Source organism: Planctellipticum variicoloris (genome assembly GCF_030622045.1).
GTDB lineage: Bacteria > Planctomycetota > Planctomycetia > Planctomycetales > Planctomycetaceae > Planctellipticum > Planctellipticum variicoloris.
In genome coordinates, this window is sequence record NZ_CP130886.1 from 2,179,259 (window position 1) to 2,196,243 (window position 16,985).

12 protein-coding genes are annotated in these 16,985 nt (G+C 63.6%); 4 read left to right on the forward strand and 8 right to left on the reverse strand.

All coding sequences use genetic code 11. The features are described from left to right. Positions 1-95: 95 nt before the first annotated feature. From SH412_RS08550 to SH412_RS08585, 8 genes are all read right to left on the reverse strand, one after another. Entirely contained in the window at positions 96-4,034 is a 3,939-nt protein-coding gene (locus SH412_RS08550) for an outer membrane protein assembly factor BamB family protein (RefSeq protein ID WP_336523087.1), read from the reverse strand. A gap of 71 nt (positions 4,035-4,105) precedes the next feature. After that, entirely contained in the window at positions 4,106-4,879 is a 774-nt protein-coding gene (locus SH412_RS08555) for a HesA/MoeB/ThiF family protein (RefSeq protein WP_336523088.1), read from the reverse strand. A gap of 10 nt (positions 4,880-4,889) precedes the next feature. Then, positions 4,890-5,174: a MoaD/ThiS family protein gene (locus SH412_RS08560; protein ID WP_336523089.1), complete on the reverse strand. Its 285-nt coding sequence runs from the start codon at positions 5,172-5,174 to the stop codon at positions 4,890-4,892. Further along, positions 5,171-5,872 (reverse strand): ABC transporter ATP-binding protein, encoded by a 702-nt coding sequence (locus tag SH412_RS08565; protein ID WP_336523090.1) that lies wholly within the window; start codon positions 5,870-5,872, stop codon positions 5,171-5,173. Before SH412_RS08565 ends, SH412_RS08560 begins: the two co-directional genes overlap by 4 nt. Further along, a complete protein-coding gene (locus SH412_RS08570; RefSeq protein ID WP_336523091.1) occupies positions 5,869-6,693 on the reverse strand; it encodes an ABC transporter permease in 825 nt (274 codons plus the stop codon). The genes SH412_RS08565 and SH412_RS08570 overlap by 4 nt, the downstream gene beginning before the upstream one ends. A 56-nt stretch (positions 6,694-6,749) precedes the next feature. Next, positions 6,750-8,360 carry a substrate-binding domain-containing protein gene (locus tag SH412_RS08575; RefSeq protein ID WP_336523092.1) on the reverse strand — a complete coding sequence of 537 codons (1,611 nt, stop codon included), beginning with the start codon at positions 8,358-8,360 and terminating at the stop codon, positions 6,750-6,752. A gap of 58 nt (positions 8,361-8,418) precedes the next feature. Next, positions 8,419-9,603 carry an FG-GAP repeat domain-containing protein gene (locus tag SH412_RS08580; RefSeq protein ID WP_336523093.1) on the reverse strand — a complete coding sequence of 395 codons (1,185 nt, stop codon included), beginning with the start codon at positions 9,601-9,603 and terminating at the stop codon, positions 8,419-8,421. 88 nt (positions 9,604-9,691) lie between these two features. Beyond that, entirely contained in the window at positions 9,692-10,312 is a 621-nt protein-coding gene (locus tag SH412_RS08585; protein WP_336523094.1) for a methyltransferase family protein, read from the reverse strand. 272 nt (positions 10,313-10,584) lie between these two features. Here SH412_RS08585 and SH412_RS08590 point away from each other — a divergent pair, with 272 nt between their 5' ends. From SH412_RS08590 to secD, 4 genes are all read left to right on the forward strand, one after another. Beyond that, positions 10,585-11,631: a type II secretion system F family protein gene (locus tag SH412_RS08590; RefSeq protein WP_336523095.1), complete on the forward strand. Its 1,047-nt coding sequence runs from the start codon at positions 10,585-10,587 to the stop codon at positions 11,629-11,631. 120 nt (positions 11,632-11,751) lie between these two features. Further along, positions 11,752-12,870, forward strand: coding sequence for a tRNA guanosine(34) transglycosylase Tgt (gene tgt, locus SH412_RS08595; RefSeq protein WP_336523096.1), 1,119 nt, complete (start codon positions 11,752-11,754; stop codon positions 12,868-12,870). Positions 12,871-13,024: 154 nt separating this feature from the next. After that, on the forward strand, positions 13,025-13,372 hold the full coding sequence (yajC, locus tag SH412_RS08600; protein WP_336523097.1) for a preprotein translocase subunit YajC: 348 nt from the start codon (positions 13,025-13,027) through the stop codon (positions 13,370-13,372). Between the two features lie 93 nt (positions 13,373-13,465). Further along, positions 13,466-16,483, forward strand: coding sequence for a protein translocase subunit SecD (gene secD, locus SH412_RS08605; protein WP_336523098.1), 3,018 nt, complete (start codon positions 13,466-13,468; stop codon positions 16,481-16,483). Positions 16,484-16,985 lie beyond the last annotated feature (502 nt).

Sequence of the window (16,985 nt, forward strand, 5' to 3'; positions counted from 1 at the left end):
CTCCGCGAAACACCCCGATATTCCTGTCTGTCCGCATTCCTCAACCAACTGCTGTGGCGGAACGAGTCACCGAAATTGTGCGGGACTTCCGGCCTCTACTTTGTGGCAGGTTCGCGAATGGCCTCGATGGCGTTGAGCACCGGCGTTCCGTGCTGGGCTCGCAGGTCGATCACCAGCTCGCGTTCGATGCGGACGTTGCGGATCTCGCGAACGACCGGCTTGACCGCGGAGTCTTCGTCGGGTGCGGGAGTCAGAGACAGCCCTTCGACGACTTCCTTGCCATTGAAACGCACGTCCAGGACGGTCGGTTCTTTGGCGCCTGAGCGGGCCTCGGCGAAGTGCAGCCGGATGGTGTAGCTGGCGGGTTCGTCCCCTTCGCCCAGGAGGGGCAGCGTCAGTTGCTTCAGGCCGTCGGCCCACGACGAATAGAGCCAGGGGGTGTCGGAGGCCGATGGCGCGACGCGGGTCTCCTCGACGTTGTTGAAGTCGCCGCCGGTTTCAAACTGCGGACGCAAATCGAGCCGGACGTCGAGCGACGTCTCTTTGTAGGCGTCGCGCCGCGGCCAGGAGAACCAGATCGTGCCCAGGGCGTCTTTGCGATCTCCCGGCGCCCCGAGGTTCACCGCGAGGTGCTGCACGGGAGTCTGTGCTCCGACGGCGCTGTAAATCGTCCATGGCCGGCGGGTTTCGCGGGGTTCCATCACGATGGTCGAGGCGATCGAGAACTGGCAGACGCAGCCCGCGCTCGCTTCGGGAATCATTACGAGCCCGTTGGCCGCGATGGCGTTGATCCAGCAGCCGAGGCGATGCCCGGCGAAGTGGCGGATGCCGGCGTCCTCATTCAGATCGATGTACCCGGTGAAACCGGAGCGGAACATGATCATGCCGGAGTCGCAGCCGGTGAGCATGCCGCAGTGGTGTCCCGTCCGCATGATGCTCCAGGGGGCCTCTGCGCCGGTGATCGGGTGCTGGCGGGTGATCTGTTCGCCGGAGGTGAGGTCGTACATCCAGGGTTCGGCGAGGATCTTCTTGCCGACGATGATCGGACGGTTGCGGTAGTTGGCGTCTTTGGCCCAGAGCTTGAAGCCGTCGTACGCCGAGAGGGCGACGAGGCGCCGCCGCTGGAATTCGCCGGCGACGAACTGCTTCCAGTAGTGGCCGTTGGCGTTGGCGCCGCAGAGGACGAGGGTGTCGTTGTCGTACATCATGGTGAGCTTGCCGCCGCCGATGCCGATATCGCTGCAGTCGGTGACGTCGACGGCCTGCTCCCAGAGCTTCTTGCCTGTCTTGAGATCGAGTGCGACGGTCAGGCGGACGTCGGCCTCCTTCAGTCGCTTCTCCGCCAGAACCTGTTCTTCGCCGGTCAGTTCGGCCAGACGGGATTTGTCCTGCCGCAGCAGGTTTTCCCGCTGCTCGCTGGTGATCGAGCTGTCGATGAAGAAGATTCGATCGGGGCCGATGGCGATCGTATGGTGCGAGATGCTCTTCCCGGCGTAGGCCCAGAGGTGTTTTCCGGTGGCGATGTCGATGGCGAAGAGGCCGTCGGTGGCGTCTTCGGTGGTTTTGCCGCGGCGGCGGAGGGCGGCCGCCAGCTCCTGCCGGATCGTCGCCGTCCCCACCAGGAGGCCATTGTTGACGGCGACGTAGCCCCATTCGTAGCGTCCGTCGGTCTTGCCGGGAGGGAGTTCGTGCGTCGCGACCACTTTGCCGGTCGCCATGTCGACCTGGAGGCATTTGTCGCCGATGAAGTGAAACAGGCTGTCTTCGCCCGCTGCCAGGTTGCCGGGATTCTGGTTCTGGAAGACGCCGGTCCGGACGGCCTTGGGGTTCTCGTGCGTCCAGAGGTGGCGACCGTTGTAGGAGTCGTAGGCCAGGATTGTGTTTTCGCCCTGGACGAACAGTCGGCCGTTCACCGCCAGAGGCCCCACGGCCCCCTCGTGGCGGTTGACCATCTCGCCGGGACCTGGATCGCCATACCACAGGACGCCAAGGTCTCCCTGGATGCGGCGGTCACTGCTCACCGCCGTGTTGCCCGGGTTACCATACTGATGCGACCAGTTCCCGGCTCCCGGGAGAGGGCCGCGGGTCATGATCAGCCAGTTGTCGGCGATCTTCGTCTCAAGCTGATTTCCCAGCGCGGAGCTGAGGGACCAGTCGCGGAGTTTGGCGGGAGCGATTTCGCCGGCGGAGGCCGGGCGTCCCAGGCACAAGAGCCCTCCAACCGGTTTGAGGTGACGTTCAATCTGCTCCAATGGCAGCGTCCATGTTCCGTCTTTGATGACGGTGTCCGAGACGATCAGGTCGGCGAAGTAGTTCGAATACGGGAGCGGGGCGAGATCGCGCTGATGCACGACGACGCGGTGACCGTAGAGTCCCGCGGCGGCCAGCCGCTGACGGGCGCGGGTGACTTTCTCGGCGGAAGGCTCGACACAGTAGATCTTCAGTTCACTTTGACGGGCGAGTTCCAGCGCCAGCCGGCCCTCTTCGCCGCCCACGACCAGTCCGTAGCCCGCGTTGACGCCGGACCGCTTCAGGATCTCCGCTGCTGCCGCACGGTACTGCGGGCTCTGGTCGTCGTCCGGAACGGTTGCGGGCTGCAGGTCGGTCACGATCTGCGGCGACGGAGTCGCGGAACTGCCGAAGCTGTGGATCGCACCGGCGTCCGTGCTGACGAGGAGTCGGCTCTCGGCGACGGCGAGGCCGCGTGCATCACCTTCCAGCTCGTGGGTCCAGACCTGCCGGCCGTCTTTGGAATCGTACGCGGTGACGCGACCGGGGCCTCCCACGACGACGACATTTCCGGCGGCCAGGAGGGCTTTGTCGTCGCCGGTCTCGGTCGACCAGACGATCCCGACCGATTCGAGCTGCTTCATTTCCGCAGCGTCGCCGCGAATCTGCTCCTTCAATTGATCGGCCTCGTCGCCCTTCAGGCTGCGGAGCGACTTGGCCTGGTTGGCGAGTTTCTCCTCCAGAGCGTGGCGCTTACGGCTGGCGACGGCATATTCCAGACGGTTCAGTCGAGACAGACGCGTGCCGGTTACGATGTAGGCAGCGTCGCCTTGGATGGCCATCTGCTGGCCTTCAAACCAGCCGAAACCGACGTCGCCGGTCAGTTCGTCCATGGCGAGCAGGTGGTGCTCGCCGCCGGAATAGAGCTGGCCGTCGGCGAGCATGGCGCGCGTTCCGCCGACGACTCCGCCTGCCGCGCCACGCCAGCTATGCGTCCGCTTGTGGAGCAGTTTGCTGGCTTTGAGATCAAAGACGGCGGGGAGGGATCCGCCCGACGGGACGACCAGCAGATCGTCTTTCGCGAGCAGGTAGCCCTGGGGCGAAAGATCGTTTCGGCCGGCGTCCTGCGCGCTGAGGTTTTCCTGTTGCCAGACCTGTCGGCCGGTCTGCGCGTCGACGCCATAGAGATAGATGTCCTCGTGCGGGAAGATTCCGGCCCCCATGTAGGCGACGCCCTGATGGACGAGCAGTCCGGTTCGAACCGGCCACTTGGAGATCAGCTCGCCGCGGGCCAGCAGCCACTCGTCGAGTGGGGCGACCTGCCGCTGCCAGAGGATGCGACCGGTCAGGGCGTCGGCGCAATAGGCGATTCCGTCGTCAGAGCCGAAGTAGACGCGACCGTCCTGGACGGTCGGCGCCAGTCGAACCGGGCCGCCGGTGAAGCAGGTCCAGAGGAGTTTGCCGGTGGCCAGATCGCGGCAGTGGAGCTGGTGGTCGACGGTGGAGCCGAAGTAGACGCGGCCATCGACCACAACGGTCCGGAAGGCGTCATCGAAGCGGATGCGATGAGCCAGCAGCTTGCCTTCGATCGTGCGGCCTTCGGCGCTCGACCAGGCGAGCTTCGGAGCCGCGGGCGCCTGATAGGTCCACTGCAAACTCAGCGGCAGAGCCAACTGCTCGTCGGTCGAAAACGTTCGCTGGTTGTTGCCGCCTTCCGTCGGCCAGTCGGCCGCGAAAAGTTCTGCGGGTGTTGTCGCGGTAAATGACAACAGCAGGATCGCGAGAATTCGAGCTCTGGAACACATGGACGAGTCCTCCGTCTGCAGCAATGGTCGTCGCGAAACCTGGATAGCCGGCAGCAACCGTCTCGAATACGTTATGGCGCGAATGTTAAGTTCTGGTTTACGCCGCACGTCGCGCAGTCTTCTCGGCGGGCGACTGGCAGCGTGCGAAAGGCCATGTTGCGGAGATCGAACAGCAGCAGACGGCCGGCGAGGGATTCGCCGAGGCCCGCGATCACCTTAATCACTTCCATGGCCGCGAGCGAGCCGACGGTGCTCGAAACCGCGCTGAAGACCGGGAACTGCCGCTTCCAGTTGGGAGGGGGTTCCGGATAGAGACAGTTCAGGCACGCTGTGCGGCCGGGTATGACGGTCGTCAATCGGCCTTCGAGTTCGTACATGGCGCAGTCGATCAGCGGCTTCTGCTGGCGGACGGCTTCGCGGTTCATCAGCAGACGTTCGGAGAAGAGGGGGGCGGCGCTGACGACGACATCGCAGCGTCCGACGAGATCAGCGGCGTTGCTCTCGGCGATGTTCTCGTCGACGGTCTCGATGGCGATGTTCGGATTCAGCTCTTTCAACCGACGCTCGGCGGATTCGATCCGGGGGCGTCCGACGCCCGCCGTCGTCATCAGGAGCTGGCGGTTGAGGTCGTTCAGGCGCAGGTTTCCCGCGTGGGCCAGGATCAGCCGGCCGACGCCTGCGGCCGCCAGTTGCAGGGCGACGGAGCCGCCGACGCCTCCCGCTCGCGAGATCAGCACGGCAGCGCCTTTGAGGCGGCGCTGGCCGGCGAGGCCGAAGTCGGGGTGGGTCAACTGCCAGGCGTAGCGGTCCTGTTCGTCGTCGGTCAGTTCGGGAAGTACGTCCATCGGGCTCGGGTTAACCTCCAGCAATCGGCGGCAGGAGGACCACGGAGTCGCCATCCTGCAGGACGGTCGAGGCGGCCTGTCGCGCCGTGCACGCGGTGTCATTAATTGCAACCAGCAGGCTGGGCTGCATGGTTCCGGCCAGGGTCAGCAGATGCGGTCTGGCGGACTCCCCGATGGACTGGCTCAGTTGAGCCAGGAGGGCGGCGACGGTCGCCCCGTCGGGAACCTCGATGCGGTCCTGCGACCGACCGACGGCCGTGCGCAGTTGTCCGGTGTATTCGACGAGGAGTTTCATCGCGTTTCGTTCCGGTGTGTCGTTGCGACGGCCGCCGCAAGCTGTTCGAGCTGACCGATCGGACGTTCGGCGACCTGGCGGGATTCGATGACAAACAGTGTATCGGCGAGCGCCTGGGCCTCAGCCCGGTTGTGCGTGATGTGCAGCGTCGTCAGGCCGCGGTCCCGCTGAATCGACCTGAGAAGTTCGCAGAGACGTTGCCGGGTCGTTTCGTCGAGGGCTGCGAGGGGCTCGTCCAGCAGCAGGATCTGCGGTTCGAAGGCCAGCGCCCGGCCGAGCGCAACGCGCTGCGCCTCGCCGCCGCTGAGATGGCGCACGTGCCGATCCAGCAGCGCTTCGATCCCGAGTACGTGCGACAATTCGGCGACTCGATTTCTGAGCGTGGCCCGGTCGGCGCGGCGGATTCGCAGCGCGAACTCCAGATGCCCGCGGACGGTCATCGTGGGAAACAGCGCGAGGTCCTGCGGGACGTAGCCGATGCCCCGGTCGGCGGGTTTCCAGCGGGTGACATCCACGCCGCCGACCACTACTCGACCGGCGGCGACCGTGCGCAGCCCGCAGATGGCCTCCAGAATGGTGGTTTTGCCCTCTCCGGTGCGACCCATCAGGATGGCGTAGCCTCCCTGCGGCACGGTGAGGTTGACCTGGCTCAGAACGAACGGGCCGGAGCGGATCGTGACGTCGCGGAGCTCGATCATCGATTCACCTCCGTACCCAGCAGCCGGACGATGCCGAGTACGGCCATCGCGGCCAGGACCATCAGCAGCGAAACGGCGACGGAGGCTTCGAGCTGGCCGACACTGAGCTCCAGGAAGACGGTGGTCGAGAGGACCTCGGTCCGCATGCGAGTGGCGCCGGCGAAGACCAGGATCGGGCCGAATTCCCCGAGCGACCGGGCCCAGGCGATCGTGAAGGCGGCGATCAGCCCGCGCCAGGCCTGCGGCAGGACGACCTGCAGGAAGGCCTGGCTCCGGCGACAGCCCAGCGTCAGCGCGACCTGTTCGGCGCGTGGATCGATCTGGTCGAAGGTGACGCGCATGGTCTGAACGGCGAAGGCGCACGCCACCGCGAACTGAGCGAGTACAACGGCGGGCGTGGCAAACGTGACGCCGAATCCCAGATCGCGCTGAAACCAGTCCTCCAGTGTGCCCCCCCGGAGCGGCAAGTGGAACAGGATTAGCAGGCTGAGCCCGATGACCAGCGGCGGCAGCACGACCGGGACGTCGATCGCCGTGACGATCAGCCAGCGCCCGCGGAAGCGGAACCGCGACAGGAGATAACCCAGAGGGGTCGCAACCCAGATGGAGAGCAACGCGGAGATCGTGCAGGTGATCAGCGTGAGCCGGACGGCGAATTGAATCTCCGGCTTGCTCAGAGCCGCCACGAAGTGGGCGGGGGAGGTAAAGGCGATGTCCGCCGCGAGCATGGCGAGAATGAGCAGGATATAGCTGCCTCCCAGTCCCCCCATGAGAGTCAGAAACGGCAGGTCAGATCCGGCCCGGTGGCGAGCCGGTGTCATCGATCCGTTCGCGGGAGCCGGTTGTGGAGGTGGAGAGGCGGCGGTCTGCAGCTCGCTCATTGGCCGGCGGCCCGTTCATCGAGCCAGCGGAAGCCCTCGCTGGTGAATTTCTCCTTGGACGAATCGGTCCGGATGGCTCGGAAGAGGCGCTCACTCAATTGACGGTGTCCCGAGTCCCGAGCAATTCCGTAGGGCTGCGTCGCGATGGAGCACGGGAGCCCCTGGATGCGGATCGCGTCGAGAAACTCGGAGGAACCGGCCGCATTGCTGAGGTACGCGACTGCGGCGTCGAGCGAACCGCTGCGCATCTGGTTGACGAGCATGTCGCCGGTCGGCGTCTGGACCACGACGTTCTTCATCAGTTCCGTCTGCAGGCCGCTTTCCGCAAAGGTCTTTTGCGTAATCCAGCCCATCGCGCACTGCTTTTCGTGGCCGATGCCGACACGCAGGTTGGCCTGGGCGAGGTCCTTCAGCGACTTGATGCCGAACGGATTCCCCTTCTTCACCAGAATCACGAGCTCGTTCTGCGAAACGGACTGAGACTCCGGAAACAGGTCCTGCACCTGGTTCATGAACTCCGAGTCGCAGGCGAAGTAGGCGTCCGGCACCTGGCCGGCCTTCATCTGCGCCACGAGAATTCCGCAGCCGTTGTAAACGCGCGTGACCCGGACGCCTTCCCGTTCTTCGAAGGCCGTAATCGTCTCCTCGATGGCAGGCCGGAGCATGGAGCCCGCGTAGAGCGTCAATTCCGGCTGTTCGCTCCAGGGGTCGCTGTCGACCGGCTGAAAGCCGAATTCGCGGTAGCGGACCAGTCCCTTGTCGCTGGCGCTCAGGTAGCGGGCAAAGTGCAGCGCCTGGCGGGGGGCTGCGCTCGATTTCAAGAGGGCGATGGCGACCCGTGAGTTTATGGCCGACAGTTCGGAGATGGAGACGCCTTCCAGCGTCGCGTAGTCGTGCAGGACGGGGCCGTAGACGATTCCCGCGTCGACCGCTCCGATTTTGACGTCGTTGGCGACTTCATTGACCGTGGTCTTGAAGACGGTAGTGTGCTGCTTCAGGGACTCCCACTGCCCGGCCTCGGCGAGCAACTGGTGCGTCAACTTGCCGATGGCGGTGGCTTCGAAACTTCCTTGAGCCAGGCGGACATTGTCGCGCAGGAGATCGGCCAGTGACTTGATTCCCAGAGGATTTCCCTTGGGGACGGCCACGATGGCCTGCATGTCGGCGAGCTGGAGCTCGTCGTCGATGAGATCCCGTGAGCGGGCGATCGACAGGAAACTGTCATCGGCGGGGAGGTACAGGTCTCCCGTTTTCGAGACCTCCAGCGACGCGAGCAGCGATTGTGAGGCTCCGTACTGGATCTGCACCTGGCGGCCGAACTCCTTTTCATAATCCTGTCGAATCGCCTCCATCACGCCCCGATTGCTGGCGGCGCAGTAGACGACCAGCGGCTGGACGGCGGCGGATGCTCCGCTGACGCTGGGTTGAGCGGGTCGCTCGCGCAGGCTGAACAGGAGCAGGCCGAGGATCGCGAGCGATCCGATCATGGCCACGATGGGCCACGAGACGGAACCTCTGCGAGTCCGGTCGTCAGCGCCCGAGTCGCGGGGAGCGGCGGCTGCGCCGATGGAATCGGGCCGGCTTGCGAAGAAGTGGGCACGTTGCATACCGCGTGTCTCACTGGGAAAGGATTGTTCTGTCTCGATCACGACCGGGCGTCAAGATTCAGCGGGCCGGTCCTTCGTTCAGATACAGTTTGACGTTGCGCGTCGCGCGGCCGCCAGCGACCAGATCGATTCGTCCGTCTCCGTTCAGGTCTGCCCCGAAGGCGTCCTCGACCGCAATTCCTTGGTGGTCGATGATGTGCTTCTTCCAGTGTCTGGCAGCCAGGTCTTCGCAGTCGTAGACGTAAAGTCCTGGTCCCGGTTGAGGCCCTGTGCCGGCCTCGCGATGACCGACGATGACTTCGTCTTCCGGGTCGGCGTCGAGATTGGCGGTCCAGACCGCGTGGCCCTGTTTCAGGCCGTTCTCAATGACCAGCCGATTCCAGGGGCCGGCGGGATCGGCTCCGACTGTGTAGATGGCGACTGACGTTCCATGCATCGGTTCGACCGTGGCGATAAACCGTTGGCCGTCCGGCAATTTGCCGACCTTCAGCTCGCCGGCGCCGCGCAGGTCGGGTTTCTCGGCCGCGGCGCCTGCTCCAATCGGCGTGCGGGAGAAGCTGTCCGCCGTCTTGCGGATCAGGGACACCCCTTCCTGTGATGCCGTCAGCGTGTCAATGCGACTGTCGCCGTCCCAGTCGATGTGGATGTGACCGTGGATTCGGTCGAGCGAATGGTCGAGAATCGTCGGCTGCCAGCGGTCGGTCGCCGGCTGGGCTGGGATTTCGAACGCGGTCAGGCGGACGCCGTCGCCGACAGTCTTGTTGAGCGGCGAGATCACGAGTTGGGGGCGCCCGGTCCCGAGGACATCGGCGAAACTCATGCGGTGCAGCCAGGTTTCCTTGCCGATGGAATGGACCTGCCATTTTTCATCGGGGTTGGCGCGTCGCGAGATCCAGTAGAGCGTGCCGAGTTTCGTCCAGCCGGCGCCGAGCGCGAAGTCGAGCTGGCTGTCTCCGTCGATATCGTGCGGGGCGAGGCAGACGTGATCGAGTTCGACCTGATCTTCGAGAATGACGTGCTTTGTCCACGACGGATTCTCGTACCACTGCACGCGGTTTTCGCTGACCGCGACGATATCCGGCCGGCGGTCGCCGTTCACGTCGGCCGGCAGCACCGCATAGCAGACTTTGCCGATTTCCGGGTCGATGACGACTTCGTGGAACCGGGGAAAATCCGCTGCCGGAAGAGCTGCGGACGTCGTCGCGTAAAGAGCGGCGATCAGAGTCGCGAGAATGCGTGGCATCGCCGGGGCGCCTCCGGGGGAGTCGGGACTCAGGACTGAGACTATGGTAGTTCAGCCGGTCCCGGCCCGCCATCAGAGAGCCCCTGACTCAGGGGAGCGGCCAGATTTTGGGAGTGGATGGGAGAGAGCGGAGCCAGCAGAGACCCGTTGTGGCGATCGGGATCAGCAGCAGCCACCAGGCGGAGCGGACGAGTTCCGCGCGGGCGGAACTGGCAGAACCGGCGATGGCGGGGGTCGGCCGGTAGTTCCGGAATTTCGGCCACCAGCGGGGAACCCGTTGGCAGTAGTCGATGTAGGGTTCTCCGAGTTTTTCGCGAAGATACCGCTCTTCGGCGGGAACGACGGCGAGCGGGTAGAGCGCGACCGGTCCGAGGCAGATGACAGCAAACGTCCAGCTCTTGAGAAACAGAGCGGCTGCGACGGCGATGAGGAGGGTGCCCCAATACAGCGGATTCCGGCAGAGCGAATAGGCGCCTTCGCAGACGACTTCGCGGCCCTTGCGACCCGCGATCGAACGTGTCGCCCAGAGGCGAATCAGGACTCCCAGGGCCAGCGTGGCATAACCGGCGAGATCCAGCCAGAAATCGGCCGGCGCCTCTTCAGAAATCGTAGGGCGGGAAAGAATCACCAGCGCCAGCCCGACCAGCACGCACAAGACGGTCAGGGGCAGTCGAAGGCGGTACGCCCAACTGTCATTCAGAGATGCCAAGGAGATGCCATTCTTGAGTGCGTAGAGAAAGGGGACGTCAGGCGGACGTCTGATAATCCGCCGGCCGCTTGCCGACTCAGAGTAAGCACATCCCGCAAAAATGAAAATCCCGCGAGACCGCGATTTCCGGGACGTTTCCAAATCTCAAGAAATGCGTCGGGCCGATTCGGGCTGGCAACTGACGCCGGCAGCCGCCATTCTCAGAGATGAGATGCTCGTGAGCTGTCCGGCCGGCCGATCTGCCGCGGTAAATTGTCTTCGAGGAGAAGTCCGTGTTCCTCAACCCGCAGTTGTCGTGGGGATCGCTGGCGCAATTGTGCCGGTCGCTGGGGACGATGCTGCAATCGGGCGTGCCGCTCATCAAGGCGTTTCAGGTGTCGGGGGGCAAGTCCCGCGACGAGAAATTGCGGTCCGCCTCCGAGGGAATCATCAAGGATCTGAGGAAGGGGTCGGACATCAGCTCCGCCATGCGGGAACAGCAGAACCGGTTTCCTCAACTGATGGTCGACATGGTCGACGTCGCGGAGCAGACGGGGAGTCTGCCGGAAGTTCTGCTGGGACTGGCCGATCATTACGACAATCTGATTCGGCTCCGCCGGGCGTTTCTCGGGGCGATCGCATGGCCGATGTTTCAGTTGTTCGCCGCTATCCTGATTATCGCAGGGCTGATGATCCTGATGGGCTGGCTGGACGATATGGGGCGGGGAATGAGCCTCAACATCTTCTTCGGCCTCAAAGGGACCGGCGGGGCGCTCCTGTGGATCGGCGGCTGGATTGCGCTCGCGGTGGGCGGGTACATTGCGTATCAGTTGCTCAGCCGCAGCCTGGGGTCGCTGGCGGCCATGCACCGCTTCATCCTGCGAATTCCCGTCGCCGGGCAGTGCGCCCGATCCTTTGCGGCGGCCCGGTTTTCCTGGGCCTTCGCGCTGACTCAGCAGGCGGGCATGAACGTGCTCGACAGTATTGAGGCAAGTTTGAAGGCGACGGCCAACGGCGCCTTCATCGCTGCGACGCCGCGCATGGTGGCAATGGTCCGGGAAGGAGAAGATCTCGCGGATTCCTTTGCGGACAGCGAACTGTTTCCCAAGGACATCATCGAGATGGTTCGCGTGGGCGAAAGCTCCGGCACGGTTCCGGAGACGCTGCAACGATTGAGCCCCGTGCTGGAAGATCAGGCCCGCCGCAGTCTGCACGGGCTGACGATGGCGCTGGGTGGGTTGATCTGGGCCTTCGTCGCAGCCATTATCATTTACTTCATTTTCCGACTGGCCATGTTCTACGTCGGAATGATCAACGATGCGGCCAGCGGCGCCCTGTAGTTGTCGCTTTGCTCTCGACGGGCAAGCCTCGCCGCGAGTTTTCCGTCGCCGACCGCAGCCCATCGGCGTGCAGCCCGTTGTGTTTTCTGCGGGTTCGGCCAGTTTTTGGAGAGTGTTTGTTTGTCCCGGTTTCGTTTCGAACTGATTGCCGTCGACCCTCAGACCGGGGCCCGGACTGGTCGCTTTCACACGCCCCACGGCGTGGTGGAGACGCCGGCGTTCATGCCGGTCGGCACGCTGGCGACCGTTAAGGGACTCACCACCGAGATGGTCCGCCAGACCGGTGCGCAGATGGTTCTGGCCAACACCTACCATCTGGCGCTGCGCCCCGGGGCCGACGTCGTCGAGGAACTCGGCGGACTGCACAAGTTCATGAACTGGGACGGTCCGATTCTCACGGACAGCGGCGGCTTTCAGGTTTTCAGCCTGACGGCTCTGCGAAAAATCGACGATCACCATGTCGTCTTCAAATCCCACATCGATGGCAGCCTGCTGGAGCTCACTCCGGAGCAGGCGGTCCGGATTCAGGAGCAGCTCGGGGCCGATGTGATCATGTGCCTCGACGAATGTCCGCCCCACGACGCCCCTCCGGAACGATTGCGGCAGGCCGTCGACCGGACGACGGCTTGGGCGGCCCGCTGCCGCGAAGCGCAACAGCGTTCCGATCAGGCATTGTTCGGCATCGTCCAAGGGGCGACCGATCCCGAGATGCGGGCTCGCTCTGCAGAAGGACTCCTGAAGCTGGATTTCCCCGGCTATGCAATCGGCGGGTTGAGCGTCGGAGAGGCTCCTGAGGAGATGTATCGCACTCTCGATGCGACGACTCCTTTGCTGCCGACGGAAAAGCCGCGTTATCTGATGGGGGTGGGTAAACCGATCGACCTGGTCGAGGGCGTCCTTCGCGGCGTGGACCTGTTCGACTGCGTCATCCCGACGCGCAACGGCCGGAATGCGTCTGCGTTTACGAGTCAGGGGCAGGTGAAGCTGCGGAATCAGAAGCACCGGACGGATCCCGGCCCGCTGGATCCCGAGTGTGCGTGCCCGGTCTGCCGCCAGTACAGTCGGGCGTACCTGAGGCATCTGTTCATCGCCGAGGAGATGCTGGGACCGATTCTCCTGTCGTGGCACAACATCGCGTACTACCAGCAGTTGATGCAAAACCTGCGGCTGGCGATCCGGGAGGGGCGTGCGGCGGCCTTCCGGGAGGGTCTGCTTGCCCGCTGGAACGAATCTGTCTAATATGCGGCCTTCCTTTCGGGCGGCAGCAGACTTCGCAACTCCCGCTCGGGGAATGTTTTCAGGTGGGGACTGCCTGACATAACTGTCGATCGGCCTTACGGGCTGGACGGCGGATTCAGTCGGGCTTGAATGATGGAAGCTGATGAATTACGGGATGCTCAGCAACTGGCTGCTCGCACAGGCGGCCGAGGGCGCCAAGCCGGCGGATCCGCCGATGTGGACGATGTTCGCCCCGATGGTGGCCATCGTCGTGCTGTTTTACGTGTTGATGATCGCCCCGCAGCGCCGCGACCAGAAGAAACGCGATCAGTTGCTGGGCGGTCTGAAAAAGGATGACCGCGTGGTCACAATTGGCGGGATTATTGGAACGGTGGCCAATGTGCTGCCGGAAAAGAACGAGGTTGTCCTGAAGGTCGAGGACAATCTCAAGATCCGCTTCCGCCGCAGCGCCATTGCCGAGGTGCTCTCCGCCGACAAGGCGGACGAAAGCAAGCCCGGTTGAACCCCGACCGTTCCTCGTCGGGGTTCTCGTCTTAGCAGGCGCGGACGTCGTTGAATTCACTACAGTGTACAGAGTTTTTCAGGGTCGAGCCGAATGGACGCAATCGGGACGAGTCTGCTGTTGGCGCAAGCGGTCGAAGCGGCACAGGCGGTTGAGGCCGTCAAGCCGCAGGGAGCCCCGGTCTGGGTGGTCGGACTGATCGCCCTGATCGTATTCTTCGTCCCGTTCGTGCTGGGCAACCTGATTGCCCAGGCGTTGCGGTTGAAGGATCTCAGCTTCCGCATGGGCCTGGTGCTGTTTTCGATCTTTCTGGCCCTGGCGCCGTTCATCTTCAACACGATGATCGGCCGAAGCTGGTCGAATGCGATTCACCTGGGCATCGATCTGGCGGGCGGGACAAACCTCGTTTACGCCGTCGACCAGGAGGCCGCCAAGAAGTCGGACAAGACGGTCGACAAGGCCACGCTGGACAAGATGGTTCAGGCGGTCATCAAGCGTATTAATCCGGGTGGGGCGGAAGAAGTGACCGTCCGCCGGGTCGGCAATGATCGCATCGAAGTGATCATTCCCGGCGCCGACCGCGATCTGGTCGAGCAGAAGAAAAAGGCGATGACCCGGCTGGGAAGTCTGGAGTTCGCCAGACTCGCAAACGAGAAGGACGATCCGCAGATCATCGCCGACGGGCGGGCTCTGCCTCCGGACCAGGACGAAATCCGCCGCGAGGGGGCGGTCGTTGCCGCCTGGAAGGCGCTCGGACCGGGAGCGAAAGCGGGCGGCAATCTGACCGCCACGCGCGAAGTCGAACGGGTGGATCCGGCGACGGGCGAGATTGGAAAAGTCGAGCAGATGCTGGTGGTGCTCGATCCTGCGAAGCGCGCCGTCACGGGTCGTTATCTGACTCAGGCTGCACCCGATATGGATAAAGACGGCCGCCTGGCGGTTCGTTTTCAGTTCAACAGTCTTGGGGGGCGGTTGTTCGGGGACCTGACCACGCGGTATGCACCGGATCGCGAAGGGTTCCAGCGACAGCTCGCCATTCTGCTGGACGACAAGATTCAGTCGGCGCCGAGCATCAACGAACCGATTACCGGCGGCAGCGGCCAGATCTCTGGGAACTTCGATCGGAAAGAGATCGACGAGCTCGTCAACGTGCTCAACGCCGGTGCTCTCGAAGTGCCTTTGAAGCAGACTCCGGTCAGCGAGTTCACGATCAGCCCGCTGCTGGGGGTGGACGTCCAGACCAAGGGGATCACCGCCATTATCATTTCGGCGCTGGCCGTCTGCGTTTTCATGCTGGTCTACTACCAGAAGGCGGGGGTGATCGCCAATCTTTCGCTGCTGCTGAACCTGATTCTGGTGGTGGGGGCGATGGCGTTCATCGAAGCGACGTTCACGCTGCCCGGCCTCGCCGGTCTGGTGTTGACGATCGGTATGGCGGTCGACTCGAACGTGCTGATTTACGAACGTATGCGGGAAGAACTGGCCCGCGGCGCCAGCCTGCGAATGGCGATCCAGAACGGTTTCGACAAGGCCTTTTCGACGATCGTCGACAGTAACGTGACCACGCTGATTACGGCCGTGATTCTGTACCTGATTGGCAGCGATCAAATCCGCGGCTTCGCCGTGTCGCTGTTCATCGGCCTGGTGATGAGCCTCTTCTCGGTGCTGGTCTTCTGCCATCTGATGTTCGAAATCGTCGAGCGCAAACGCTGGGTGACGTCTCTCAAGATGCTGCAGATGATCGGCGCTACGAGCTTCGACTTTCTCAAGAGCCGCGGAATCGCCTTCGCCGTGTCGGCTGCGGTCGTCCTGATTGGCCTGGCCACGCTGACGTATCGCGGTTCTGAGAACATGGACATCGACTTCAGCGGCGGCACGATGGTCACGTTTGAGTTCGACAAGCCGCAACAGACAGAGCTGGTCCGCGAGAAGCTCGACGAAGCCTTCAAGCCGACCGTCGTGAGTCTGGAGCAGTTGACGCTGGCCAACGAGCAGCAGGGGGCTGGCGGGAGGCGGTACCGGATGCGGTGTACGCTGCAGGATCAGGACGAAGTTCGCGGGAAGATCAACGAAGCCTTCGGCCAGCCGGAGTTCGCACTGCGCAAGATCACGCTCAGTTACGGAGATATCGCCGGCATCAGTGCGCCGACCGATCCGAAGGAGCTGGCTCTGACGCAGCGATTCGTCGGCGGCCACCAGGCGACGCTGACGTTCAGCGGCGGCATCCGCGAAGCGACCATGGCGGAGTACGTTGCCGAGCAGCTTGCCCAGTTGAAGAAGGCGGGCGATGCTCCGAAGTACGACAACCCGCAGTCTTTGATTCAGCTTACAGGCGTCAAACCGGCGTCCGATTCCGCCGCGGCGGAATTGGACGCACCGGCGATGGGACCGCCGACGTACGTCGAGATGCGGCTGCGGACGACGTCGGACGTTTCAAATGAAGATCTGACGTCCGCGCTGGCCAGCCTCAAGGAAAAGATGGCGACGTCGCCCGTGTTCGACGAAGTCAACTCCTTCGACACCAGCGTTTCGAGCGAGACTCGTCGGGACGCGATTCTGGCGATCATCCTGAGCTTGGCCGCCATTGTGGTCTACATCTGGTTCCGGTTCGAGAAGGTATACTTCGGCATCGCGGCCGTTGTGGCGCTGGCTCACGACGTGCTGGTGACGATCGGGGCGATCGCCGTCGCCGCCTACCTCAGCCGGACTCCGATCGGCCCGCTGCTGGGGCTGGAAGATTTCAAGGTCAACATGCAACTGATCGCGTCGCTGCTGACGATCGTCGGCTTCTCGCTGAACGATACGATCGTGATTTTTGACCGGATCCGCGAGATCAAAGGGAAGAATCCCAATATCACCTACGACATGATCAACCTCAGCGTCAACGAGACGCTGTCGCGGACGATCCTCACTTCGCTGACGGTGCTGATGGTCGTGCTGATCCTGTATGTCGCCGGCGGCTCCGGGATTCACGGATTTGCGTTTGCGATGATCGTCGGCGTTCTCGCCGGCTCCTACAGCACGGTGTTCATCGCCAATCCGGTGCTGTACTGGCTGGTGAGCCGGGAACAGGGGGCTGCGAAGTCCGGCCCGAAGGTCGTCGCTGCCTGATCTTGCTCGGTCGTCATGAGACCTGGCCCGGCGGAACCTTCCGCCGGGCCTTTTCGTTGGGGCCGTGCGTTCTGACGTCGGCCGGAGTTTGATGCGACAGTATGCAGTCATGCTCGCCGTAGTCTCGCCAGCTTCCGGTTGGCGAGCCGGGAACTGGCGGCCATCCACCTGCCGGACTTGGGCAGAAGTTCGTCACGGATTTGCGGAAGGCAAGTCCCGGTGCCACCTGTAATGTCTCGTCGGATTCTGTGTGCGGCAGCGATCGTAGCGTTCCGATGGATCAATCGGGACACAACGGAAATACCGGCGTCAGGGACGACGGCGCCATTGCGGGGCAAACGATCGGAGGAGCGAGGAATGTGCAGGGCGGGATCGGCGCTGCTGCTGATACTGCTCGGCGCCGGCGATTGTGCAAGACATTCTCGATCCCGGTCAGGAGGATGTGCCCAGTCCGCTTGCAGCGAACGGGCGCCTGTTCGGCGTGCTTGCTCCCAGCGATGCG

Coding starts and splice junctions, on each gene's coding strand:
- SH412_RS08550 (WP_336523087.1), bottom strand. CDS start 4,034: ATGTGTTCCAGAGCTCGAATTCTCGCGATCCTGCTGTTGTCATTTACC.
- SH412_RS08555 (WP_336523088.1), bottom strand. CDS start 4,879: ATGGACGTACTTCCCGAACTGACCGACGACGAACAGGACCGCTACGCC.
- SH412_RS08560 (WP_336523089.1), bottom strand. CDS start 5,174: ATGAAACTCCTCGTCGAATACACCGGACAACTGCGCACGGCCGTCGGT.
- SH412_RS08565 (WP_336523090.1), bottom strand. CDS start 5,872: ATGATCGAGCTCCGCGACGTCACGATCCGCTCCGGCCCGTTCGTTCTG.
- SH412_RS08570 (WP_336523091.1), bottom strand. CDS start 6,693: ATGACACCGGCTCGCCACCGGGCCGGATCTGACCTGCCGTTTCTGACT.
- SH412_RS08575 (WP_336523092.1), bottom strand. CDS start 8,360: ATGCAACGTGCCCACTTCTTCGCAAGCCGGCCCGATTCCATCGGCGCA.
- SH412_RS08580 (WP_336523093.1), bottom strand. CDS start 9,603: ATGCCACGCATTCTCGCGACTCTGATCGCCGCTCTTTACGCGACGACG.
- yajC (WP_336523097.1), top strand. CDS start 13,025: ATGCTCAGCAACTGGCTGCTCGCACAGGCGGCCGAGGGCGCCAAGCCG.
- secD (WP_336523098.1), top strand. CDS start 13,466: ATGGACGCAATCGGGACGAGTCTGCTGTTGGCGCAAGCGGTCGAAGCG.